The organism is Kamptonema formosum PCC 10802 (genome assembly GCF_000332335.1).
In the GTDB taxonomy this organism is placed as follows: Bacteria; Cyanobacteriota; Cyanobacteriia; order Cyanobacteriales; family Oscillatoriaceae; genus Oscillatoria.
The window spans coordinates 111,923-135,723 of the sequence record NZ_KB235950.1 but is presented as its reverse complement, the minus strand read 5'-3'; the positions used below and the strand labels follow the sequence as shown (position 1 = coordinate 135,723).

At 53.0% G+C, this 23,801-nt stretch carries 13 protein-coding genes; 7 read left to right on the top strand and 6 right to left on the bottom strand.

Annotated elements, in window-relative coordinates:
* Positions 1-83 precede the first annotated feature (83 nt).
* Positions 84-2,960, bottom strand: coding sequence for a protein kinase domain-containing protein (locus tag OSC10802_RS45180; protein ID WP_071593412.1), 2,877 nt, complete (start codon positions 2,958-2,960; stop codon positions 84-86).
* Positions 2,944-4,275, bottom strand: a complete 1,332-nt coding sequence (locus tag OSC10802_RS43200; RefSeq protein WP_017721308.1) for an AAA-like domain-containing protein — start codon at positions 4,273-4,275, stop codon at positions 2,944-2,946. Before OSC10802_RS43200 ends, OSC10802_RS45180 begins: the two co-directional genes overlap by 17 nt.
* A gap of 699 nt (positions 4,276-4,974) precedes the next feature.
* Here OSC10802_RS43200 and OSC10802_RS0134425 point away from each other — a divergent pair.
* The 5 genes from OSC10802_RS0134425 (at position 4,975) to OSC10802_RS0134400 (ending at position 9,928) form a co-directional block, all read left to right on the top strand.
* A complete protein-coding gene (locus OSC10802_RS0134425) occupies positions 4,975-5,343 on the top strand; it encodes a hypothetical protein (RefSeq protein WP_017721307.1) in 369 nt (122 codons plus the stop codon).
* A 374-nt stretch (positions 5,344-5,717) separates the two neighbouring features.
* Positions 5,718-6,437: a hypothetical protein gene (locus OSC10802_RS0134420; protein WP_017721306.1), complete on the top strand. Its 720-nt coding sequence runs from the start codon at positions 5,718-5,720 to the stop codon at positions 6,435-6,437.
* Positions 6,438-6,535: 98 nt separating this feature from the next.
* A complete protein-coding gene (locus OSC10802_RS0134415) occupies positions 6,536-7,342 on the top strand; it encodes a hypothetical protein (protein WP_017721305.1) in 807 nt (268 codons plus the stop codon).
* On the top strand, positions 7,329-7,865 hold the full coding sequence (locus tag OSC10802_RS0134410) for a hypothetical protein (RefSeq protein ID WP_155969096.1): 537 nt from the start codon (positions 7,329-7,331) through the stop codon (positions 7,863-7,865). Before OSC10802_RS0134415 ends, OSC10802_RS0134410 begins: the two co-directional genes overlap by 14 nt.
* A 635-nt stretch (positions 7,866-8,500) precedes the next feature.
* Positions 8,501-9,928: an NADP-dependent isocitrate dehydrogenase gene (locus OSC10802_RS0134400; protein ID WP_017721303.1), complete on the top strand. Its 1,428-nt coding sequence runs from the start codon at positions 8,501-8,503 to the stop codon at positions 9,926-9,928.
* A gap of 237 nt (positions 9,929-10,165) precedes the next feature.
* Here OSC10802_RS0134400 and OSC10802_RS0134395 read toward each other — a convergent pair whose 3' ends face one another.
* The 4 genes from OSC10802_RS0134395 to OSC10802_RS0134380 all read right to left on the bottom strand — a co-directional run bounded on the left by OSC10802_RS0134395 (position 10,166) and on the right by OSC10802_RS0134380 (position 14,681).
* Positions 10,166-11,707 (bottom strand): hypothetical protein, encoded by a 1,542-nt coding sequence (locus OSC10802_RS0134395; protein ID WP_017721302.1) that lies wholly within the window; start codon positions 11,705-11,707, stop codon positions 10,166-10,168.
* A gap of 203 nt (positions 11,708-11,910) precedes the next feature.
* Positions 11,911-13,086 (bottom strand): LptF/LptG family permease, encoded by a 1,176-nt coding sequence (locus OSC10802_RS0134390; protein ID WP_017721301.1) that lies wholly within the window; start codon positions 13,084-13,086, stop codon positions 11,911-11,913.
* Positions 13,087-13,363: 277 nt separating this feature from the next.
* The gene (gene lptB, locus OSC10802_RS0134385; RefSeq protein WP_026099065.1) at positions 13,364-14,092 is read right to left on the bottom strand and encodes an LPS export ABC transporter ATP-binding protein; all 729 of its coding nucleotides are present in this window, start codon (positions 14,090-14,092) and stop codon (positions 13,364-13,366) included.
* 121 nt (positions 14,093-14,213) lie between these two features.
* Positions 14,214-14,681 (bottom strand): LptA/OstA family protein, encoded by a 468-nt coding sequence (locus tag OSC10802_RS0134380; RefSeq protein WP_017721299.1) that lies wholly within the window; start codon positions 14,679-14,681, stop codon positions 14,214-14,216.
* Between the two features lie 1,146 nt (positions 14,682-15,827).
* Between OSC10802_RS0134380 and OSC10802_RS0134370 the strand changes: the two genes are divergently transcribed.
* Both OSC10802_RS0134370 and OSC10802_RS45545 read left to right on the top strand, forming a co-directional pair.
* Positions 15,828-19,601, top strand: coding sequence for a DUF4347 domain-containing protein (locus OSC10802_RS0134370; protein ID WP_017721297.1), 3,774 nt, complete (start codon positions 15,828-15,830; stop codon positions 19,599-19,601).
* Positions 19,602-19,973: 372 nt separating this feature from the next.
* On the top strand, positions 19,974-23,801 hold a 3,828-nt coding region (locus OSC10802_RS45545; RefSeq protein WP_017721296.1), incomplete at its 3' end, for a putative Ig domain-containing protein.

Below are 23,801 nucleotides of genomic sequence, written 5' to 3'. Positions count from 1 at the left end.
TGTGCCCTCATGCCCTCAAAGTCTAATATCCTCACCTAAGTGGCTCCTGCTATAAATGTCGTATCTCTAGCTGTGAGCGACTTTCAGTTAGGGTTATCACCTTGAGTTTTCCTGTTTTTTTCTGGGCAAACCTCATTAGCAACAATCTCGTTTCCTGCTATTAGGTCATTTAAGCTGACATAGGTAGGGCAAGAACTTTCCCGGAGAGGATTGGGCATAACGTTTCGCTCAAAGAGTTGCAGCATATCTTCCAAGGTAGCTTTGGCATCTTGATCCGGCTTTAGGGTGTAAAGCAACCCTGTGCATCCCTCACCCACACGGTCTGTAATGCAAATAACTTTTTGGTGATTCATTACCCCATGAGTAATGTACCGCCCACCCTGCTTGAAATATATATTCATTCTTTCAGTAACCTGCTGACAGCGTTTTTGAGGAGTATAGCCAGCTTGGCTAAATGCATCAGATACCCAGCGGATAAGCTGTCTGTCCCCCTGGGCAGTTTTAGCGACTGTTGTTGGCACACCAGATACTGTTTTACAGGTAAAAGTTACCCTAGATGAAGCTGTAGCAGACTTACTTGGACGGTCGAGCGAAGAGTTTGCTGTTCTCGGTTCCGTGATTGAGGCTGATGATGAGAAAGATGGCTCTCTGACAGGGCGTGCCGGTGAGGCTGCTTGTTGATATAGTATAAGCAATTTACTCAGGGAAAGACTGATGGCCAACGCGCCTAATAGACTGCCCACAATCACAACTTTCGCCGGGAAATTCCTTATTATTGAAGGCGAAGCAGAAGACGACGGCGGCGAAGTCCGAGAAGAATCGACAATTGTACTGACAGTGGTATGATGTGTCAAACTCCTGAGAACTTCTAACACCTCCGATGCCGACTGGTAGCGCTCCCGATAGTCAAACCGCACCATTTTGTCTAAAATATCTGCTAGTCTATCGCTAACCTGTGCGCGATTGCGCCAGATGACTTCACCTGTTTTTGGATCTCGCGGTAATTCCGAAGGTAATATCCCAGTTAATGCCTGAATCGCAGTCATGCCCAAGGCATAAATGTCACTGCTATATTTTGGATATCCTTCCATCTGTTCTGGAGGCATGTAGCCCTGTGTGCCAATGATAACGCTGAAGCTTTCTTTAGCCTTAGAGGTTAGCATCAAAAGGCTGATTTCTTTCAGCAATGCGAAGTCAATCAAGACGATTTTGCCGTCCGGATCGCGTCTGATTAAATTGGCCGGCTTGATATCACGGTGGATGACGCCTTGCCGGTGGACAAACGATAAAACTCCTAAAACATTCTGCAAAAGTTCAATCACCTCGTCCTCACTCAGCTGCCCTTTGGTCATCAGCTCCTGGCTCAGGTTTTCGCCTTCAATGAATTCTTGCACTAAATATAACTCTTGATTTTCCTCGAACCAAGCGAAAAGCCTTGGGATCTGAGGGTGCTGTCCTAGCATACACAAGGTTTCAGCTTCTCGGCTAAATAAACCTGTCGCCTCCCAGACAAGATATGGATCGCTAGACGGTATTGTTTGTTTCTTTATCACACGATAGGGCTTACTTGGGAACCTTGTATCTTCAGCAAGATAGGTTTCAGAGAATAACCCGCTGGCCAGTTTTTGGATAATTTCGTAACCTTTACCGCTAAGGTTTAAAGCATGTTTTTTTTGGGAGTATCTGTCCAGTTCCAGGCAAGCATTCAGGAATTGATAATCTTGAGAGCTCAAGATTTTATCGGCTCCCCAAACCAGGGCATCCTGCAATGCCTGTCCGCGCAACAGCGCCGATTCATCCTGACCGCCTGAAGCTGACCAAGCTGCCAAAGCACCGGCATAGGGGCGGATATTCGCCAGCTCTTTCTCAACCCAACTTAGGTTAAAAACTGACTCAGAAATGCGATTATAAACTTTTAACTGTCCATTCCGGTTGACCGCTAAACACGACAGCCGCAATTCCAGCTGTTCTGGACTGTCATCAGCTGCTACTGGGCCTTTTTGCAAAATTTGCTGGTAGAGTCCTAGCAGGTAAACCTTTCTCTGCCTGCTCCTGATAATGCGGTCGCGTATAATCTTGAGATGGGGCGGTTCATCCTGAGCTTCCCAATTTTCGATTAGGCGAGAGCGCACCAGATTATCAATTACTTCTGCTTCCCTACCTTCTGGAGTGGTAGAGGGCAAACTTTCAATAAGTTTGCAGAGCTTTTGGGTGAGAAAGGGTTGCCCGCCTGTCCACTCCAGCACTTGTTGCAGTGCCGCTTTTGGGTTTTTGAACTTACCCGAAATCCCTATAGCTAGAGGTTGGGCTTCCTCCAGCGAAAACCCTTTCAGTTCAATCGCCCGACCGATATTAAACATACTGCGCTGTTTGTCTTGAATTAAATCGTAGGGACTTGCTACGCCAAACAGCGCAAAAGTGAGACGGCTGTATTCTGGATTGTCTGCGCGTTTGTTGTAGCAGGATCGGATAAGCGCGAAAAAGTCGTCAACCTGGAACTTCAAGCTGAGAACGCTATCTATTTCATCGACAAAAACCACAATTTGTTGAGGCACCTCTGCCAGCAGCACCTCTTCAATAAACTGGCTCAAGCACTGCACGCGAGATAAAGACTCGCGATCGCTCCACCAAGTTTTCCAGTTGACTTTCTCAGAAAGTGCAAAACTCCTGACTAGACGATAGGCAATACCTTTGTACCACTGAGATGGGGTGACTTGGCTGCCAATCTGTGTCAGGTCAATCGCCGCACAGGCAATACCTTCTGCTTGCAGTTTTTGCATGGCTCGCACGCGGAGCGAGGACTTGCCCATCTGTCGGCAATTCAGCACATAGCAACATTCCCCGGCTTTCAATCCTTCATAGAGGTCTGTATCGGCCTGTCGCACGACATAAGTAGGAGCATCAGGTGGTAAACAGCCTCCGACTTGATATTTATAAGCTGAGTTAGGCTGTATGTTCATTTTTTAACCGCTCGTGAAAGTACAGACGATAAAGATTGCAGCGAGGCTCAACATCATTGCCTTGCATGCTCACCAGCCCCATGCTGTGTAACTTATATGCTTCCACCGGCTCTAATCGCACTGGCTTATCTCCCTCAACGACTGTTTTCATCGCCTCCACTAGCCCTGAATCCTTTTCTAAAGTCAGCCAATGCTCCCTGAGATGGTCGCTGTACGGACTGGCTTCGGTGTGAGCGATTTGCAAAAATGCTTCTAGTGTAATATCTGGATGAAATTTGAGGTGAGAAAAGGCTAGCTTCAGCAGATAAGGATGCCCGCCTACTTGTTCCATGAGTTGCTCAACTTCTTTCTGGCTCCAAGTTGGTTTAGACTTAGACATGCCCGCAAACTCCTTCACCTGCTCTAAATTAAACTCCGGCAATTCCACCGGCTCCCCCACATTAAAAGGAGAGCGATTGATGTCCAGTGGGATATAAACTTCCGTTGAGTGTACAAGTATCAACCGCAGTTTTTTCCAGAGGGTGCTACTTTTGGCCTCCTCATGCCAAGCTCTCAACATACCCAAAAAGTCTTGAGCAATTTCCTCCCGCTCGAAAATTCGCTCAAGGTTGTCCAAACCAATAGCCACTGGCTGGTCTGTTTCCTTAAATACATATTTCTCAAAGTAATCAGTGCAATTATCGTTGCTACCCATGTCCTTATCCCAGAAACTCTCCAAATCATTGGGTAGCCCTAGTTGCCGGCAAACGTTTTTACAGAACCAGCGGGCAAATTTATCAACGTCTGCGAACATTGATTCATTCGCTTGCAGAAGGTTTATCAACACTATTTTACAGCCCTTTTCTTCCGCACACTGGAGGGTTTTGGCAAGCAATAATGTTTTGCCCATCTTTTGGGGGGCTTTGATTCTGATTAGTGCCCCCGGTTGCAATATCGTTTCGCAACAGAGAGATTCGATGGGTGGGCGCTCTACATAGATGTCAGAAGTCATCTTCTCCTTGCCTGCCAGTGGGGACAGCAGCGTCGCTGCCGGCAAGGCTGAACGCGCCGGCAGAGCTTGGCGCGTTTGGTACTCGGACATGAGTAACTGCTGCACTTTGGCCAACTTGCCCGTGCCCCGCCCGGGGATATTGAATTTGGCGTACACCTCGCCCAGCCGCTTGCGCACTGCATCGGACGTAATCTCTAGCTCTGTGCCTATGGCCTCCGCCGATTTTCCTTCCAGAGCAAGGGACAAAGCCTGTTGTTCGGCAATGGAGATGCCGCGTTTAGCAGCCAAAGCTGCCAGTGTGTCTCGAAGTTCTTGGGTCATCATACCGGTTCTCTCGCACGTCCACAGCCAGCTCTTGTGAGCTCTATATATATTGATTATACCTTTGTGAGCCACCGGATGTGGATAACAAAGGAACATCAATTTAAATATACAGCTTATTCCTGCCCCTGCAAGTCTCTCTCAAGATTGATTCGGATAGCCGGTCGGGGTGAAACCTTCTATGCTACAGATGTACCATACCTGGCCAGCGCGGGCCGGTCTGACGCGAACCACTTTATTATAGCGCTTGCCACATAGGTGAGTGTATTAGACCCTGAGGGTCGGAGGGAACGCCTGCCCTACGCCTATATTTCTTAGGACAGGCGTTCCCTCCGACGAGCCTGTCCTAAACTTACTGTCCATTGCTATACTTGGCCATGTCCCAGGGTTGGGGTTCCGAATGACTTACATATATATAGAAAACTTTGACAGTAGAGGAACTCTTGGATACATTTATATGTAAGCCAGTGATTCTGCTTACGTTAGATGGCCATTATTCAGATCAGCCGGCCTGAGCGTTGATGGGAGCCAGCTTCCTTCCCCACTCCGAGCCGGCAGCCGCCGACATTCGTCGAGCTGAACTGCAAACCCAGGGTGCGTCAGTCAATGGCGGCAGATCACTAGCTCACTTCACAGGAAAGTCCCGCTCGGGCTCGCGCCCAAGTGGGAGCGACAAAAATCGTTTTTCGTGAGCTCCATTATATGCTAGAAGGATTCGACCCGACCAAATCCATCCCCCAAGCCGGTGCTGACAGCACCGGCTTGGGCCAACCGGCGAGCTTTCCGGCCACCGGCAGCCAGTCCCCAGACAAAGTGGCCCCGAAGGAAAGCCGGCAGCTGCCACGGGGCAAAGTCACCACCCCCCACAGCGTGAATCACGACATTTATATAGTGTGCCGGCAAGGCGTGATCGCCATCGAGAAGTGGCGATCGGGCATGCAAGAGTTTCAGCGGGCCATTATTTACCCCAACCAGTCTGCAGTTTATGTCCCCGCCGGCTGGTTTTATACGCTCGTCAATCCCAGCGCAACTGAGATCGCCGAAATTGAGCTTTACCACTTTCCTAACTAACCCCTAATGTCCCACCCATCGGCGATCGCCGATGGGCCACCCCACTCTTCCAGATGAGAACCAAACAGCAGAGTGCCCCAAATGTCGGTTCCCAACTCAAACCGCAGCGAAAGTGGATCTGGACAATCGGAATTTTAGCCAATAGTTCTGCCGCCAAAATATAAGAAATTTTTATATGTCTGCGAAGTTCATTCAGACGGCTGCTGTCCGCTTTACACCTTTGTGAGATACGGCGTCTGGAGAGCGGAGGGAACGAATATCCAGCAGCCAACACCTATTAGAGATTTAAATGTAAAAGTCGGGCCGTGCTGGGGCGCTTGCGTTATATTTAAATCTAATCCGCCCTTACACTTAACCGAGCCCCACCCTTCCAGATGAGAACCAAACAGCAGACCTCAAATTATCACACCCCCAGTAGCCCAACTGCCAGTTCCCAACCCAAACCGCAGCTCAAGTGGCTCTTGCTCATCGGAATGTTGGCCACCGGCGCACTCGTGATCCCGCTAGTATTGGAATTGCTGACCCCGCCAGTCTACACCGGCATCGCCCTGGACTACTCCCAGTCCGCGACCCCTTTCGCTGCTGAGCGCCGACAAGTTTGCAAAACAGTGTCCCAGCGGCAGAAGACCGGTGACGGGTCCGCAATCGTCACCTTTGCAGACCGGGCCGAGATTACGTCCCACATTGGCTTTGTCTGGAACAAGCTGGAACTGGCCGCTCAGTGCCAGCAGCCCGAGCTTAAGAAATACGGAATTGGGAAATATTCCGGGACTTCTCTAAGCTTGCCCCTCCAAGAATTGATCGATCTCCAGCAAAGACAGAAGCACAGCCAGGATTCAAGACCCTTTGTTGGCATAGTGTTCCTGCAAGAAGCAGAGGCCGGCCCTAATCAGCCAAAGCTGGATTTCGAGGAAATCAAAGCTTCGATTGAGCAGATTAATCGAAATAACGGAGTAGTAGCCATCATTGGCCCAACAGGACACCTCAAAGAACAACTCAAAGCCCATCTAAAAGATACCAAAGTAGAGGTTTGCTCCTTCGCAGAAATAAATTATTGTGTGGACTGGAGTTTTACAGAAGGCAGAAAGCGATGATGGCCACTGGTTGGCATTTACAAAATACACGCCACTAAAGTGCAACGCAGATTCGTCGAAAACTTGGAAATTTCATTAGAATTGACCCAGGCATAATCATGGAGAATGACTTTTACAGGCACTGGACTGAAAAGGCCAGAAAATTTATGGGTATCCCTCAACGCAACCTCGATCTGGTTGATGACGCAACAGCCACCAGCGCCAAAAGTCTAGTCGAAGACCTTGGTAAGTTTGATGCATCCAACAGACGAGCAAACCAACTCGAGAAGCTGGCCGCCTGGACTTTTACGCGAGCAACAGAATTGCAGATCAAGGTCGGCGTCAGTGTGGCCATTGGCAGCTTGCTCGGCAACACATTTGCATTGCAAAGCGCAAAACTTGGCCCTTGGGCACCTATTGCTAGTTATCTAGGCGGGATAGTCCTAAACCTGGGGCTAGATCACTTAGCCACGAATAACTTCAGCCTCTTGCACCGGCAGCGCAACCTGAATAGCGCCCTGGCCAGTATTGACAGGTTGCAATCCAAAGACAAAAGAAAAAGCGATTTTATTAATGCGTATTATGACGCCCAGCGCTTATGGGTAGAAGAAGTTGAAGGTAACACCGAATCCCCGAACAGCATCTATATTATACTGCTGGGGGCGGGTTTGCTGATTGAATTTTTTGCCTCTCTTTTCCTATCCCAAACCTTAGACGCAAGCAGTGACTCGCTCAATAAAATCATAGCTGCGGCTCTCCCGCCACTGCTAGTCCTGCTGGCAGCAGCAGTCCAAAGCGCTATTATCGACCAGTCCAAGGATGCCGCCTCAGCCATTGCGCAGTATAAAAAAATGTCAGACGAGTTGATCGGCGACAAACATCCACAAAAAAAAATTTCTTATGAGGAGGAGGATGATGAACCGTAGAAACGAGGAAGCCGCCCGCATTGACTCCTTGCTGGAAGGGTACATGGGATCTCCGGCTGTCCCATCCCCAACCCCACAGATTGCTATGCTGAATTTTCGCTTGCAAGAAGCTCAAGAGCGGCTCCGGCAAACCGAACAAGAGCGCGACACAGCTATTAAAATAATGGTGTCGAAAAAACAAGCTGACTTGGAAAGTTTGCCGCAGCAATTCCCCATCACTTCTGATTTGGAAAAGCTCCTGGTTGCCAAAGGCAAGTTTGAGCCACAAATCAAAAAAGACCTCCAGGAATTTGAGCGTCACAGGGCCAAATGGGTGGCAGAGGAGACACCTAAGCGCGAAGCATATTGGAGCGAAAAAGTCAAGACAACAGGTTGGGCTTATCACACCAAAATCGAACAAATTAAGACGGAGATTGCTGAATGGGAAATGCACATAGCTGCCGCTGAAAAGAAGTGGTTAGAACCGCACTCAGAGCCATCCGATAAGAAAGGTTTGAGCGGCGGTGGCAGCTTCTTAGGTTGATAGCTAACGGGTGGGGAGGCTAAGAAACCGGGTTTCTGAATCAAGGGTTTGGCTTAGATGCAAAGTCTGTCGCAGAAACCCGGTTTCTGGTTTCTGGGGGGACTGATAAACCGGGTTTCTGAATCAATGCCACACAGCCTGTAGGGCCGGCCCCCCGTGGACGCCCCCGGTTTCTAGTAGGGGCGGGTTCAGCCAAGATGTCTGTACAAACTGTAGAATATTACTAAACCCGCCCCGACTTCACGTTTTCTTTATAAAAACTCTCTAAGGCGGAACCCGATTCCGCCTTAACCGGCAAAAGCGCCATATAGCCTTTCTATTTGAGTTGTGAAAGCGTAGAAACCCGGTTTCTCAAAGAAACCGGGTTTCTCGCCCCCAAAGCTTTCACAACTCATTTAAAACCGCCATACAGCCCCCCTCTTTTAACATTCCTTCATCAAACGACTTACAACCGACCTATGCAAAAAGCGGAACACCGCTATGCAAAAAGCGGAAATCCGAATTAATCCCAACTCCATTCCCCCGTTCAAAGCAGAGCTGGGAGACTCAGCAGCAACTCTTGAAAAAAGATTAACTCTGCCGCCGGCTGCCAAAGAATCTGGTAGCTTCTACCTAGCAAATAACAGAACAGCAGTATGTACGAGAAAATCACGCCCCCAACAACCGGCGAACGCATCAGCTTTAAAGACGGCAAACCCATCGTCCCGGACAACCCCATCATCCCCTTCATTCGCGGCGACGGCACCGGCGTCGATATCTGGCCGGCATCCCAAACCGTCTTTGACGCCGCCGTCGCCACCGCCTACGCCGGCAAGCGCCAAATCAGCTGGTTCAAAGTCTACGCCGGCGACGAAGCGTGCGAAAAATACGGCACCTACCAGTACCTCCCCCAAGACACCCTCACCGCCATCAAAGAATACGGCGTGGCCATCAAAGGCCCCCTCACCACTCCCATCGGCGGCGGGATTCGCTCTCTCAACGTCGCCCTGAGGCAAATCTTTGACCTCTACGCCTGCGTCCGCCCCTGTAAATACTACACCGGCACCCCCTCCCCCCACAAAACCCCAGAAAAACTGGACGTCATCATCTACCGGGAAAACACCGAAGACATCTATCTCGGCATAGAATGGCGTCAGGGCACCGAAATCTGCGAAAAACTGATTCACCTGCTCAATAACGACCTCATTCCCGCCACCCCAGAACACAAGAACAAGCAAATCCGCCTCGACTCCGGCATCGGCATCAAACCCGTCAGCAAAACCGGCTCCCAGCGCCTGGTGCGCCGCGCCATCGAACGCGCCCTGACGCTGCCCAAATCCAAGCAAAGCGTCACCCTCGTCCACAAAGGCAACATCATGAAATATACTGAAGGTGCCTTCCGCGACTGGGGCTACGAACTCGCCACCTCGGAATTCCGGCAAGAGTGCGTCACCGAACGCGAATCCTGGATTCTCAGCAACAAGGAGCGCAACCCAAACATCTCCCTGGAAGACAACGCCCGCGAAATTGAGCCCGGTTACGACGCCCTCACCGACGAGAAAAAAGCCGCCGTTTGCCAGGAAGTGGAAAGCGTCCTCAATGCCATCTGGGACACCCACGGCAGCGGGCAGTGGAAAAACAAAATCATGGTCAATGACCGGATTGCGGACAGCATTTTCCAGCAAATCCAAACCCGACCGGGAGAATACTCCATCTTGGCGACGATGAACCTGAATGGGGATTACCTCTCCGACGCCGCCGCCGCTATTGTTGGCGGATTGGGCATGGGCCCGGGTGCCAATATTGGGGACTCCTGCGCTATCTTTGAAGCGACTCACGGCACCGCCCCCAAACATGCCGGTCTGGATCGTATCAACCCCGGTTCGGTGATTCTTTCTGGCGTAATGATGTTAGAATATATGGGGTGGCAAGAAGCAGCTGACTTGATTAAGAAAGGCATTGCCGGTGCTATTTCCACCCGGGAAGTGACCTATGACCTCGCTCGATTAATGGAGCCGCCGGTGGAGCCGCCGCTCAAGTGTTCTGAATTCGCCCAAGCGATTATTAAGCATTTCAACGATTGAGGGTTTTTCGCTTTCAGTCTCAGTCCTTTTTCAGATGATTTTAACCGCAGATGAACGCAGATAAACGCAAATGGATGTGCATTTATCTGCGTTTTTATGCTTCTGAATTAAGCTTGTAGGGTGCGTTCCGTCCTGCGGAACGCACCCTACTTTTCATATTAGTGAGGTACTGAGAAACCCGGTTTCTTTAAGAAACCGGGTTTCTGACTGAGAACCGCTATATCTGCGTTTTTCTGCTTACGGATTCGAGAAGGTATTAATCTGTCCGCCGCCAATGGTACGGGGGACTGAGAAGTTGGGCTGCTGGGCAGGCTGAGCCGGCCCGGCGCTGGGATTGCCGTAATTATAGGGATTTGCCGGCATGTTAGCCCCAATTCCCGGGCTGACGCCTGGGTAGGGTGCCCCAGGGGAGGTGACGCCGATTCCGGGATTGACGCCTTGATAGGCAGATCCAGGAGAGGTGACGCCGGCTCCCGAATTGACGCCTTGGTAGGCAGATCCAGGGGAGGTGACGCCGGCTCCGGGACTGATGCCCTGGTAGGTTGGGCTAGGGGCGCTGACGCCGAGTGTGGGAGTGACGTTTTGGTAGGCTGCGCCAGGGGCGCTGACGCCGAGTGGGGGAGTGACGTTTTGGTAGATAGCGCTGGGGGGTGTGATGCCGAGTCTTTGATAGATTTCCTGCATGCCAGAGCTAGGAGTCGTCGCTCCAGTTGCCGGAGTTGAGCCGCCCAGCGGATTGCCCAAGGGCGTCGCCCCCAGTCCTTGATTCAAGCCCCCAAAAGGAATTTGTCCAGCAGTGTTCTGTGCGGCGGCTGAGCCCTGCGGCTGTAGCGGGTTCCCGGTTGGGGCGTCTGCTGCGGGCCCAGAGCCGGTTAAATAGGTGTAGGCATTTGGGGAAATAGCCCGATTGGCCGCGTCAGTGGGAGTCAAGCCGGTCAGGCCAGGGAGGTTGAGGGTGCGGGGAGAAATCGGTGTGGCTGACTCTGGCACCGGCATGCCGGTGGCCGCTTCCAGGTAGCTTCTCCCGTCTGGGTTTGCGGAGAGCGGTGCCTGTGCCGGCGTTGCCCTTGAGCTGGCCAAAGGCAGGGCTGCCCCAGAAGACTGTTGGAAACTGGCGGATGGCGCGGAGGGGCTGGCCGGCTCGGCAGAAGATGGAACCCGGCCATAGTATCGGTCCATCGCTGCTTGCAGCGGGCTGGCGGGAGCCATTTCTGGGCTAGCGGGCAGGAGAGAGCCGGTGCCGGCGGTCGTGCTATACCTCTGTCCGGCTGCTGGCGACTCGGAACGCACGCCAGCCGGTTTGTTTCCTGGCAATATTCCCAGCGCCTGCAAGGCGCTGGGGCTGAGCGGGCTGCCATCTTGAGCTGTCTGGTCTTGCTTGCCAGAGGCGCTATTCTGTGCGCCGGCACCCGGTTTGGCTGCCGGTGCGCTCTCCTTGGCGCGACTGTCGATTTCTTCAAATAAACCCTTGGTCGGGGGGGCTTCGGTTTTCTGGCCCGGGGCGGCACCGGCCTGTTTCAACTCCTTGAGCAGCACTGAGACGCTATCCATATCAGCCGCCTTGGCCCTTTCTTCTTCAGTGAGGCCAGAAGCCCCATCAGGGTTATTTTCCTGACTCACGAGGGAGCTGAACCGCTCTGGGTGCGCCCGGTACTCCGATATAAACAGCGCCACCAGCAACAGCACCCCTGCCGGGCCCCAAAATATGGGTCGCAAGAGAGGCCGCACCTTGGCTCTGATATTGTCGATGGAAGTTGGCAGCTGCTTGTGAATTGACATAGGTTTAGTCCTGGGTTTGCTGGCACGGCAGGGGAATAGGTTCTGCAGTCGGGTCAGCGTTGCCAATCGTTGAGTCGGTTGCGGGTTTGACGCCTATTTTTGGCAACTGGCCGGTGCGCAGGGCAACCGCCGAGCGGGGGGGAACGCCTTTGCGATGTTTGACTGTGATTCTATGCTAGCCTTGAATCAGCATTTTCGGTTGCTTACTGCGACGCCCGCAGCAATACCACTATTCCCATCCCCAAGCCGCACAGTGTCGGCAACCACCCTGCAATGACGGGAGAGAGGACACCGCTCAGTCCCAGCGCGTCGCCAATCGACATTAATAAATAGTAAGAAAAAACCAGAACGACACAAATGCCAAAGCCTGTGGCTTTGCTCGTGCGCTGCGGCTTGGTGCCCAAAGCTGCCCCCACCAAGCCAAAGGCGAGGCAGGCAAAGGGGAGCGAGTATTTCTGCTGAATGCGGATGATCAGTTTGCGAATGTTTTTCTCTTTGCCGCTCTGGCGCAGCAACTTGAGATACTCTTGGGATTCGGCGATGTTCATCTCGTCGTAGTCCCGCTTTTGGCTGGCCAGGTCTAGCGGAGCGCGGGGCAGGTTCAGCTGCTGGTTCTCAAATTTCATAATATTGCGGTAAGACCCGTCTGGCGCTACAATATAAATCGTGCCATTGAAAAAGTTCCAGACGTTAGTCTCGGGATTCCAGGTGGCTGATTCTGCCACCAAGATTTGATTGATGTCCGGCTGGGAGCGGTCTAGAATAGTCAAGCCCTTCATGCGCTGGCCGTCAAATTTTTCAGCATAAAATAAGCGCACGAGAATGTCTTCTTTTGCGCCACTCTCCTGCCTGACTCTCCGAAATTCAGGATAAATGATATTGTTTTCTTGAAAGGAGACTGTTTTTTTCTTCACGGCTCGGTCCAGGGTGACGGACGCCTCGTAGTTGGCCGCCGGCACCACCAGTTCGTTAAAGACAAAGGTGATGCCGGTAACGACGGCACCCATCACTAGAGCCGGCAGCACCAGCCTGGAGACACTCACCCCACAGCTGCGCAGGGCGATCAGCTCGCTGTCGCTTGACATCCGGCTGTAGGTGAGCAAGGTGCACAGGAGCATGGACATCGGGAAGGCGAGGACGATGAAAAACGGCAACTTTAACAGCAAAATTTTCATCGCCAGCGTCAGCGGCAGCCCGGATTCGGTGACTCTCCGCACCAAGTCAAACATCGTCCCAATCGCCACCCCCAAGGAGGAAAAAACTCCCACCCCAAAGAAAAATGGGGGCAGGAGCTCCGAGATAATGTACCGGTCCATGACCGATCCCGCAGGAGCTGGCCAGCTGAGAGGCTCAACAGAGTTCGACAGGCTTAATCTCATTGTTTGGGAGAAAAAATTGACGGTTTAGGAATTTTAACAGAGCCGAGATATTTCTGTTAAGTTGTGAGGGTATTTTCCTGGAATAAGCCTCTTGGGAATTTGGGATTTTCTATCGAGTTGCTTTCCCACAGGTTGTTTGCGCCCCATCTTCTAGAAGAACGCGCCCACTTGTCAAGGCTGAAGGAAGAGAGGGGAAAATTATGAAAGCTGAAGGCAGAATAAATTCATCATTCCTCTCCCCACTGATTAGATTTGCTGATGATTGACTGCGGCGGGGCTATCGCTGGAAGTTCTCACCCAAGTAATACTGGCGCACTAGGGGGTTGCTGTAGAGTTCTTCGGCATTGCCGGCAGCCAGGATTTGGCCATCGCGCACGATGTAGGCCCGATCCGTGATGGCCAGGGTTTCTCGGACGTTGTGATCGGTAATCAAGATGCCCATTTGCCTGTCCTTCAGCTTAGCGACAATCTGCTGGATTTCCGCCACCGCTATGGGATCGACACCGGCAAACGGCTCATCCAAAAGCAGGAATTTTGGGCCGGTCCGCCCTGCAGCCAGAGCTCTCGCCAGTTCAGTCCGCCGGCGCTCTCCCCCAGACACCTGCACCCCGAGGGTGGACGCCACTTTTTCCAGGCGAAATTCTCGCAGCAGGGAGTCCAGACGCTGCTGCCATTCGCGGCGGGGGACGCCGGTCTGCTCGAGAATCACTAGAATATTGTCCCGAACGCTCAGGTGGCGGAAGATACTCGCCTCTTGGGCCAGATAGCCAATGCCCAGTCGCGCCCGTTTGTGCACCGGCAGGCTCGTAATGTTGAGGTCGTCGAGCCACACCGCGCCCCGATCGGGTTTGATCAAGCCGGTGGTAATGTAAAATGTCGTCGTCTTGCCGGCACCGTTGGGACCGAGCAGCCCCACCACTTCTCCTTGCGCCACTGAGAGGTTGACTCGGTTGACAACGACGCGCTTGCCATAAGATTTGTGAATATTCTCCAGCCAAATTTTCACGCGCCCCACTCCTGTAATTGCTGAGTGTTCAGAAGGAACAAGGAACAAGCGACGGGGAACATTGGATGAGAGTGCTGTGCCGGAACAGGGGAGAGTTCCGCATCGCCCGAGCTCACCGGCATCAAAAAGAGGGGATGGCCGGCTTGGGTTGAGCGCCGGGGGCGGCGGCATTTTGCTCGGGGACGAGATAAATCGATTCGACTTGCCGGCTGCTTTTCGGGACAGCGATAAATCGCCCCTCATCAATCAGGTAGGTGATCGTCTCGCCCCGCAGGCTGTTGCCCTGCTGCAGGACATAGACATCGCCGCTGAGGACGATGCGGCGCTCGCGGCTAAAATACTGAGCTTGGGCGGCTGTGGCTTGAATTTGTCGGGCTGGATAGTCAATTTGCACGTTGCCGCGAGCGGTGACAATCCCCGTTTTGGCATCGGCTTCTTGAATGTCAGAGCGCAGGGTCAGCGAGCGGTCCGCACCGGCAGGCTGCGGGTAGGAGGGAGCGGCACTCGCACTCAGGTACGCCACCGGCAGCATCAAGGCAAATCCGAGGCGAAGCATGAACAAACCAGGCAGTTTCGCAAAGGGCATCATGGACAAGTGAAGCTCACGACGTCAGCAATCAGTGGCACGACAGGGTCGCAGACTATTGGTCCGGGACAACCTGCTGTAGGTAGTTTACCGTGTCCTGCTAAAACTCTATCGCCATCCTTATGATAGCGACCGGCACTTAGCAAGCCCCACATATTTGGACGACTGGGGATTCACGGAGGTTTCCCGAGCCCGCGCCTTTCCAAATTCAGTAAAATGCCGGATGGACAGATCCCGCTTCCTTGTGTGAAAAACAAGATAGCCTGAGGTAGCAGCGGGCTTTCCGCAAAACTCGCACACCACCAGTCATCCTGGAAGTGTTTGCATATCCGGGTCACACCCCTCAAGGGGAACACCTTTCCATGCTGCCACTGTTTAGACCAAACCTCAGGCATAAAGGCCATCGGGGCGCACGCCCTGGCATCTATTCGGCAAAAACAGAGGGCATATCGGCTCCTGTTGCGCCGGCAGGGTGTTTGCGGGGCCGCTAGCGGAGGGCATTCCCCATCCTGCAATTCCTGCAAAGTCGGCTGAATTTACCGGTTTGGAAGGGATTCTGTAGGGTTTTTAGGATATCCTTCCAGGCAGTGATTCGCACTCCGACAGATATGCCAGTTGCTGAAAGCGGTCTTTTGCGAGGACTGAAGTCTCCGCGCAGCCGAACCTCAACCATAACCCGCCGACATTTTTACGATTTTTTAATTTTTTCAGGCGCTCTGCCCCTGCGACTGCGGGGAGGTTTCCCTGCAAAATGCTGGGACTCTCGCTCGTTTCGCTAGCGATGTTTTGGCGGCAAACAGCCACACGGCCAAGCGGAGCATTTCTACCACCGGCCTGTAAGTTTTGCATTTGACACGGGAATCTAAAATATTCTACACTTCAACAGTTTCGCAAACACGCTTTGACGTGCCAACCGTCCTGAAAAACTGCCAAAAGTATGAAAAGCTCAGTCAGTATAGCTTTGAATGTTTGTTAAAGTTTCCTAACACTTGAAACGCTCTAGGAAGGGTTGAACGGATTTGCTTGTCTGCGAGCACTGCCGCACACACCCCCTAAGGGGTTCGCTTTTTGCCGGCGCTGCCCAATTGGGTGAGAGTCTTTTCCTTTGGGAGTATGCCTGCCTGCCAATCTAACTGTAGAATATCCTGCATGACCGAATCCGTCACCCAAATCAATCCCCAACCCCCTATCCAAAATCCCCAATCCAGATCGCTAGTCCTCATTGACTCGGGCGTGGGAGAGTGCCAATTCCTCGCTGCCGGTGTCAGAGAGGGTGTGGGAGCAATTGTCCTTCGAGGCGACAGAGATGGGGTCGAAGCCATCACCGCCGCGCTGGAGAAATTTGCCGCCGCTTGCGGATCAATTGATGCAGTTCACATCGTCGCTCACGGCAGTCGTGGCCGGCTGCAGCTGGGCAATACTGTCCTGAATTCAGACACCCTCTCCCAGTACAAAAGCTGCTGGCAGCAGTGGCGGAATCTACTGGCAGAAAAGGCGAACATCCTCCTGTACAGCTGCAGTGTGGCCGGCGGAGATGGGGCCACCTTTGTGCGCCAGATCAGCCAATTAACCGGCGCTGCGATTGCGGCTTCTGCTGAGTTAATTGGCGGTGGAAATTGGAATTTAGAATTTACCACCGGCCCCATTAAAGCGCCTCCCGCATTTAAGCCAGAGGTGAGGTTAGCACACACTGGTTTTTTAGCCATCCTAACCGTTACGAATAATGCGGACAGCGGTGCCGGTTCGTTAAGACAAGCGATTGCCAGCGCGGCGGCGGGGGATACGATTCAATTCGCTCCCAGCCTCGCGAACCAGACGATAACCCTCACCAGCGGGCAACTCAATATTACCAAAAACCTGACGGTTGATGGGGCGGCGGCTCCTGGGCTAACCGTCAGCGGAAATAATGCCAGCCGCGTCTTTGAGGTGGCGGGTGCGGCCACAAATTTCACTCTCAAGAATCTGACGGTAGCCAACGGGCGCACTTCGGATAAAGGGGGAGGGATTCTCACGGGGGTGGGGGCGGTTTTAACGGTAGGAAATTGCAACTTCAAGAATAATGTCGCGGGGGAGGGCGGCGCTATTGTTGCGGGCAATTCTAGCACCACTACGGTTGAAAACTGTACCTTTGACAGCAACCAGGCTTCGGCAAATACTGAAAGTGCCGGCGGCGCAATTTTTGTAAACAGTTTAAGCAGTCTGGCAGTCAGGAACAGCGAATTTACCAACAACAAAGGCATCAACGGCGGGGCGATTAACAGCCTGTTGAGCCAGCTGACGGTAGAAAATTCGACGTTTATCAATAACGACTCAACGGCAGGAGGCCCGTTGGGGCAGGCGGCCACCAATTATACCAGGGGTTACGGCGGGGCGATCTATACCGATGGGGCGTCGGACAGCGCGAATCCGGATGCGGGCGAGATTCGGATTGCTAGCAGCCGGTTTGAGGGGAATAAAGGAGCCGGCCAAGGGGGAGCCCTGTTTTTGTTTGCGTATCCCCCGGACAGGGTAATTGTTGAAGATTGCACAATTGCCGGCAATCAGGTGATTGAGGACGCCAAAGGAGATTCCTTTGGCGGTGGGATAAGGCATGGGAACAGCGAACTGACCGTCAGGAATACCACGTTTGAAAATAATGTGGCGCTGGTGCAAGGCGGGGGATTGTGGGTGGGAGAAACGTCGCCCGTTACGATTGCCAATAGCACCTTTTCTGGCAACGAAGCAAAAGATGCTGCCGGCACCGGCGGGTTGGGTGGGGCGATAGCGCTCAACAATGGCAGCAATCCAACCACTATCACCAACTCGACGTTTGCCAACAATAGCGCCGGCTTTCAGGGTGGGGCGTTTTGGGGGGGCGGTGCGAGTACAACTCTGAAAAATACAATTGTTGCCTACAATACGGCGGCAAATGGGGGCAATGCTTGGAATATTAAGCAACACACCGGCACTCAATTCACCGATGGCGGGGGGAATATTCAGTGGCCGCCAAAAAATCCTTCTGACCCCTCGGATCTGAATGTAACAGCGAGTGTGACGCTTGCCGATCCCTTGCTTGGTCTGTTGCAAAATAATGGCGGGCTAACGTTCACGCACGCCCTGCTGGCGGGAAGTCCTGCAATTAATGCCGGTGTGGCGGGGGAAACATTAGATCAGCGCGGCGTCACCCGGGTGAATGCGGATAGTGGTGCCTTTGAGCAGTTTCAGATTCAGTTTACCTCTACCGCCTCAAATGCCAACGAACCGGCTAGCGGTTCCGCCACTGAAAATATCCAAATTCAACTCAGCCAAGCGGCAGGTTTTGACGTAACTGTGCCGTACACAGTGACGGGGGGTACTGCCACCAGTGGCAGTGATTTTACTGCCCCAACCGGCACAATTATTATACCAGCTGGCAGCACCACCGTCAATATCTCCCTGGAGATATTGGCAGACAGCCTAACTGAACCGGCGGAGACGGTGCAGCTGGGGCTGACAGCAGCGTCTGGCAGCACCTATGTTTTGGGCGCAAATACTGCCCACACCCACACGATTAATGCCAACTCGGCACCGGCACCGACTCCAACCCCAACGCCGGTGCCGACTCCAACCCCAACGCCGGTGCCGACTCCAACCCCAACGCCGGCACCCACTCCAGCACCGGCACCCACTCCGACGCCAGTACCGCCACCGGTGCCGGTGCCGGTGCCAACACCCGCACCCGCACCTGAACAGAGTTGCCTTTGCGATCTGTTGCCCAACCCTAATTTGGGCAGCGCCAGCGCGATTCCCAATGCCGTCTCACAAACCTTCAATGGCACAGGGGGGGACGACATCCTGAATGGGAACCCCGGAAACGAAGCCCTGAATGGCTTTGATGGCAGTGACACGCTGATTGGAAGCGCCGGCAGCGACAACTTGGACGGGGGGAGTGGAAATGACTTGCTTTACGGCAATCAGGGGGCTGACTTTACAGAGGGCGGAACTGGAAACGATCGCATTTTTGCCGGCAAGGATAGTGACGGAGTGAGTGGCGGGGATGGGGATGACACCCTCGCCGGCGACTTCGGCAGCGACACCCTCAATGCCGGTGCCGGCAATGACTTGCTGTATGGCAATGCTGGCGCTGACTTTGCAGATGGGGGAAATGGCAGCGATAGCCTTTCTGGGGGCAAGGAAAATGACGCTCTATTAGGTGGGGCTGGCAATGATATCCTGGCCGGCGATTTAGGCGATGACACCCTGGGGGGCGGTGCCGAAAATGACCTGCTGTACGGGAATGCCGGGAATGATTTTTTAGCTGGCGGAATAGGCAGCGATACCCTGTATGGTGGGGAGGAGAATGATACCCTTAAAGGAGGTTTGGGCGACGATCTTCTGTCGGGCGATATGGGGGATGATACCCTGTGTGGGGGGGAGGAAAATGACCTTTTGTTCGGAAACGCTGGCGCTGACCTGATAGATGGGTGTGAGGGTGATGATAGCATCCAAGGTGGCCAGGGCAGGGACACTCTGATAGGCAACCAAGGCAACGATTTTCTCGATGGCGATCTGGACAATGATTTTATTTCCGGTAACTCGGGCACTGACCGGCTCGATGGCGGTGAGGGCAGTGACACTCTCAATGGAGGTCAAGATAATGACACGCTTACAGGTGGCAGCGGTTCGGATGTGCTCAGCGGCGATAGAGGCAGTGACTTTCTCACTGGGGGTGCCGGGGGCGATGTGTTTGTCTTGAAATCTGGCAGCGGCAGCGATACCGTGGCAGATTTTGCAGATGGGGAAGATTTTCTGGGATTGGCCCTCGGCCTGACGTTCAGTCAGCTAACTATTTCCCAAGGCACCGGCACCACTTCTATCAGTATTGCCAGCAGTGGTGAAATCTTGGCTGTTTTGAATGGACTCCAAGCGATCGCCATTGACATCCAGGATTTCATCCTTATTTAGAAGGCGAAAGCTCTGCTTTTGCCCCCCGTTATTTTAGACAGGGCGCATTGGTCTGATTTGAAGTTTAGAGAGACAGGAAAAAATCTGTGGGATTCCGGCTCAAAATTTATAGCAGGTCAGTCTACTTTCTTGAGCGGTTAGCCAGAAGCTTTAGGTTCTGGAGTATCCCCCAGGGGGCAGCATCTGACTTTCAGTCAACTTCAAAAGGCATCTCCTATCTTTTCAGACTCACAAGCTAGATAGGGGCCGAAACCCTGACAGTATTTTCGCTGGAGCTATTCATGTGTTTGGCGCAGTCTAAAAGTATCGCACTCGCGTCTAACTTTCTCCGGGGGTGTATCTACCAGAAAACTTTTCCCTGGAGTATCCATCGTGACAACTGCTTTCCTTTCAATTCCTGAGAAATCTAAATTATCCACTTTCTTCCCGAGAACTGCTGTCTTTATTGACTCGCGCGTGGATGACTGCCAAGTCTTAGCTGCGGGTGTGAGAGAGGATGTGAGAGCCACCGTCCTCGATCCGGATAAAGACGGCATCAAATCCATGACGGCAGAGCTTCAAAAAATGGCCATTGATGGCAGCTTAATAGACGCAGTTCACATCGTAGCTCATGGCAGTTGTGGCCGCCTGAAATTAGGCAATACTGTCCTGAGTTCAGATACCTTGGAACAGTATACAAGTTGCTGGCAGGAGTGGCGCAATCTACTGGCCGAAGAAGCGAACCTCCTACTGTATGGATGCCGTGTTGCCAGCGGAAATGGGGCAGCGTTTGTGCGACAGATCAGCAAATTAACCGGCGCGGCGGTTGCGGCTTCTGCCGAGTTAATAGGCGGCGGAAATTGGAATTTAGAATTTACCACCGGCCCCATTAAAGCGCCTCCCGCATTTAAGCCAGAGGTGAGGTTAGCACACACTGGTTTTTTAGCCATCCTAACCGTTACGAATAATGCGGACAGCGGTGCCGGTTCGTTAAGACAAGCGATTGCCAATGCGGCGGCGGGGGATACGATTCAATTCGCTCCCACCCTCGCCAATCAGACAATAACCCTCACCAGCGGGCAACTCAATGTCACTAAAAACCTGACAGTTGATGGGGCGGCGGCTGCCGGCTTAACCATCAGTGGGAATAATGCCAGCCGTGTGATTAACGTGCAAAGTCTCGTTAATTTTACCCTAAAGAATGTAACCGTCGCGAATGGCCGGCTTACTGGCACAGACGAAGCCACGGGTGCGGGGGCGGGAATTCTGGGGGGTTCTAGCAGCACCTTAACGATAGAGAATTGCGCCTTTAATAACAACGTTGCTGGGTTTGCCGGTGCCATTTATACGGGTTTTCAGAGTACCAATACTGTAACTAACAGTACATTTAATGGCAATGATGGCACCTTGGCCGGCAGCGAACGTGGCGCGGGCGCGATTGCTACCAAAAGTGCGGGCAGTCTGACTGTCACCGGCTGTGAGTTTACCAATAACAGAGGGATTAATGGCGGGGCAATTAATAACCTCTTGGGGACGCTTACAGTAGAGAACTCCATCTTCACCAATAATGACTCGACGCCGGGCGGGCCATTGGGGACAGCTGCCACCAATTATACCAGGGGTTACGGCGGGGCAATTTATACCGATGGCGCGAATGCTTCTGGACCGGCCTTCACACCGGGTTCAGTGGGCGGTACGATTACCATACGCAACAGCCAGTTTGACGGGAATACAGGGGCAGGACAGGGCGGGGGGCTGTTCCTGTTTGTTTATAACCCCGATAAGGTGGTTATTGAAGATAGCACCATTTCCAATAATTCGGTCATTAAAGACGCCAAAGGAGACGCCCTTGGCGGCGGGGTGCGGATAGGAAACGGTGACGTGACCGTCAGAAATACCACCGTTGACAACAATTCGGCCCCGGTTCAAGGCGGTGGCTTTTGGGTGGGAAACAGCGCCACTCTCACGGTGGCCAACAGTACCTTTTCTGGCAACAAAGCTACAGATACCAACGCGCTGGGTGGGGCGATAGTGCTCAACAATGGCACCAATCCAACCACCATCACCAACTCGACGTTTGCTAACAATAGCGCCGGCTTTCAGGGTGGGGCGTTTTGGGGGGGCGGTTCGAGTACGACTCTGAAAAATACAATTGTTGCCTACAATACGGCGGCAAATGGGGGCAATCCTTGGAATATTAAGCAACACACCGGCACTCAATTCACTGATGGCGGGGGGAATATTCAGTGGCCGCCAAAAAATCCTTCTGACCCCTCGGATCTGAATGTAACAGCGAGTGTGACGCTTGCCGATCCCTTGCTTGGCCTGTTGCAAAATAATGGCGGGCTAACGTTCACGCACGCCCTGCTTCCGGGAAGTCCTGCAATTAATGCCGGTGTGGCGGGGGAAACATTAGATCAGCGCGGCGTCACCCGGGTGAATGCGGATAGTGGTGCCTTTGAGCAGTTTCAGATTCAGTTTACCTCTACCGCCTCAAATGCCAACGAACCGGCTAGCGGTTCCGCCACTGAAAATATCCAAATTCAACTCAGCCAAGCGGCAGGTTTTGACGTAACTGTGCCGTACACAGTGACGGGGGGTACTGCCACCAGTGGCAGTGATTTTACTGCCCCAACCGGCACAATTATTATACCAGCCGGCAGCACCACCGTCAATATCCCACTGCAGATATTGGCAGACAGCCTGACTGAACCTGCCGAGACGGTGCAGCTGGGGCTGACAGCACCGTCTGGGAGCACCTATGTTTTGGGCGCAAATACTGCCCACACCCACACGATTAATGCCAACTCCTCACTCAATCAACCCCCCAGTTTTACCAGCAGTGCGGTGACAGCTGCCACCGAAGATGTTGCCTACAGCTACAATATCACCACCACAGATCCCGATACCGGTAACACTTTAACCATTAGTGCGCCCACCCTCCCTGCCTGGCTAACTTTCACGGACAATGGGAATGGCACCGGCACCCTAACTGGCACCCCAACAAACGCTGAAGTTGGCACTTACAGTGTCGTGTTGCGGGTATCCGATGGCATGGCAACTGTTGACCAGAATTTCACGCTCTCCGTGGCGAATGTCAACGATGCGCCGGCACTCCTCACCCCCATCCCTGACACACCGGCAGCGGAAGATACCGCCTTCAACTTCCAAATTCCCGCTTCTACCTTCTCGGATATTGATGCCGGTGACATTTTAACATATTCCGCCACATTAGCCGGCGGCACTCCCTTACCTTCGTGGCTGACATTTAATGCGGCGACTCGCACCTTCACCGGCACACCTACTAACAGCGATGTTGGCACAATCTCCGTGCAAGTGACAGCTACCGATAGTGCCGGTGCTTCTGTCAGCGATACCTTTAATTTGACAGTCGCCAACACTAACAATGCGCCAACTGTCGTCACCTCGATTCCTGACACACCGGCAGCGGAAGATACCGCCTTCAACTTCCAAATTCCCGCTTCTACCTTCTCGGATATTGATGCCGGTGACATTTTAACATATTCCGCCACATTAGCCGGCGGCACTCCCTTACCTTCGTGGCTGACATTTAATGCGGCGACTCGCACCTTCACCGGCACACCTACTAACAGCGATGTTGGCACAATCTCCGTGCAAGTGACAGCTACCGATAGTGCCGGTGCTTCTGTCAGCGATACCTTTAATTTGACAGTCGCCAACACTAACGATGCGCCAACTGTCGTCACCTCGATTCCTGACACACCGGCAGCGGAAGATACCGCCTTCAACTTCCAAATTCCCGCTTCTACCTTCTCGGATATTGATGCCGGTGACATTTTAACATATTCCGCCACATTAGCCGGCGGCACTCCCTTACCTTCGTGGCTGACATTTAATGCGGCGACTCGCACCTTCACCGGCACACCTACTAACAGCGATGTTGGCACAATCTCCGTGCAAGTGACAGCTACCGATAGTGCCGGTGCTTCTGTCAGCGATACCTTTAATTTGGCAGTCGCCAACACTAACGATGCGCCGGCACTCCTCACCCCCATCCCTGACACACCGGCAGCGGAAGATACCGCCTTCAACTTCCAAATTCCCGCTTCTACCTTCTCGGATATTGATGCCGGTGACATTTTAACATATTCCGCCACATTGGCCGGCGGCACTCCCCTACCTTCCTGGCTGACATTTAATGCGGCGACTCGCACCTTCACCGGCACACCTACTAACAGC

Bases quoted from the DNA above. Each gene is read 5' to 3' on its own strand.
- OSC10802_RS45180 (WP_071593412.1), bottom strand. From the start codon at position 2,960: ATGAACATACAGCCTAACTCAGCTTATAAATATCAAGTCGGAGGCTGT.
- OSC10802_RS43200 (WP_017721308.1), bottom strand. From the start codon at position 4,275: ATGATGACCCAAGAACTTCGAGACACACTGGCAGCTTTGGCTGCTAAA.
- OSC10802_RS0134425 (WP_017721307.1), top strand. From the start codon at position 4,975: ATGCTAGAAGGATTCGACCCGACCAAATCCATCCCCCAAGCCGGTGCT.
- OSC10802_RS0134420 (WP_017721306.1), top strand. From the start codon at position 5,718: ATGAGAACCAAACAGCAGACCTCAAATTATCACACCCCCAGTAGCCCA.
- OSC10802_RS0134415 (WP_017721305.1), top strand. From the start codon at position 6,536: ATGGAGAATGACTTTTACAGGCACTGGACTGAAAAGGCCAGAAAATTT.
- OSC10802_RS0134410 (WP_155969096.1), top strand. From the start codon at position 7,329: ATGATGAACCGTAGAAACGAGGAAGCCGCCCGCATTGACTCCTTGCTG.
- OSC10802_RS0134400 (WP_017721303.1), top strand. From the start codon at position 8,501: ATGTACGAGAAAATCACGCCCCCAACAACCGGCGAACGCATCAGCTTT.
- OSC10802_RS0134395 (WP_017721302.1), bottom strand. From the start codon at position 11,707: ATGTCAATTCACAAGCAGCTGCCAACTTCCATCGACAATATCAGAGCC.
- OSC10802_RS0134390 (WP_017721301.1), bottom strand. From the start codon at position 13,086: ATGAGATTAAGCCTGTCGAACTCTGTTGAGCCTCTCAGCTGGCCAGCT.
- OSC10802_RS0134380 (WP_017721299.1), bottom strand. From the start codon at position 14,681: ATGATGCCCTTTGCGAAACTGCCTGGTTTGTTCATGCTTCGCCTCGGA.
- OSC10802_RS0134370 (WP_017721297.1), top strand. From the start codon at position 15,828: ATGACCGAATCCGTCACCCAAATCAATCCCCAACCCCCTATCCAAAAT.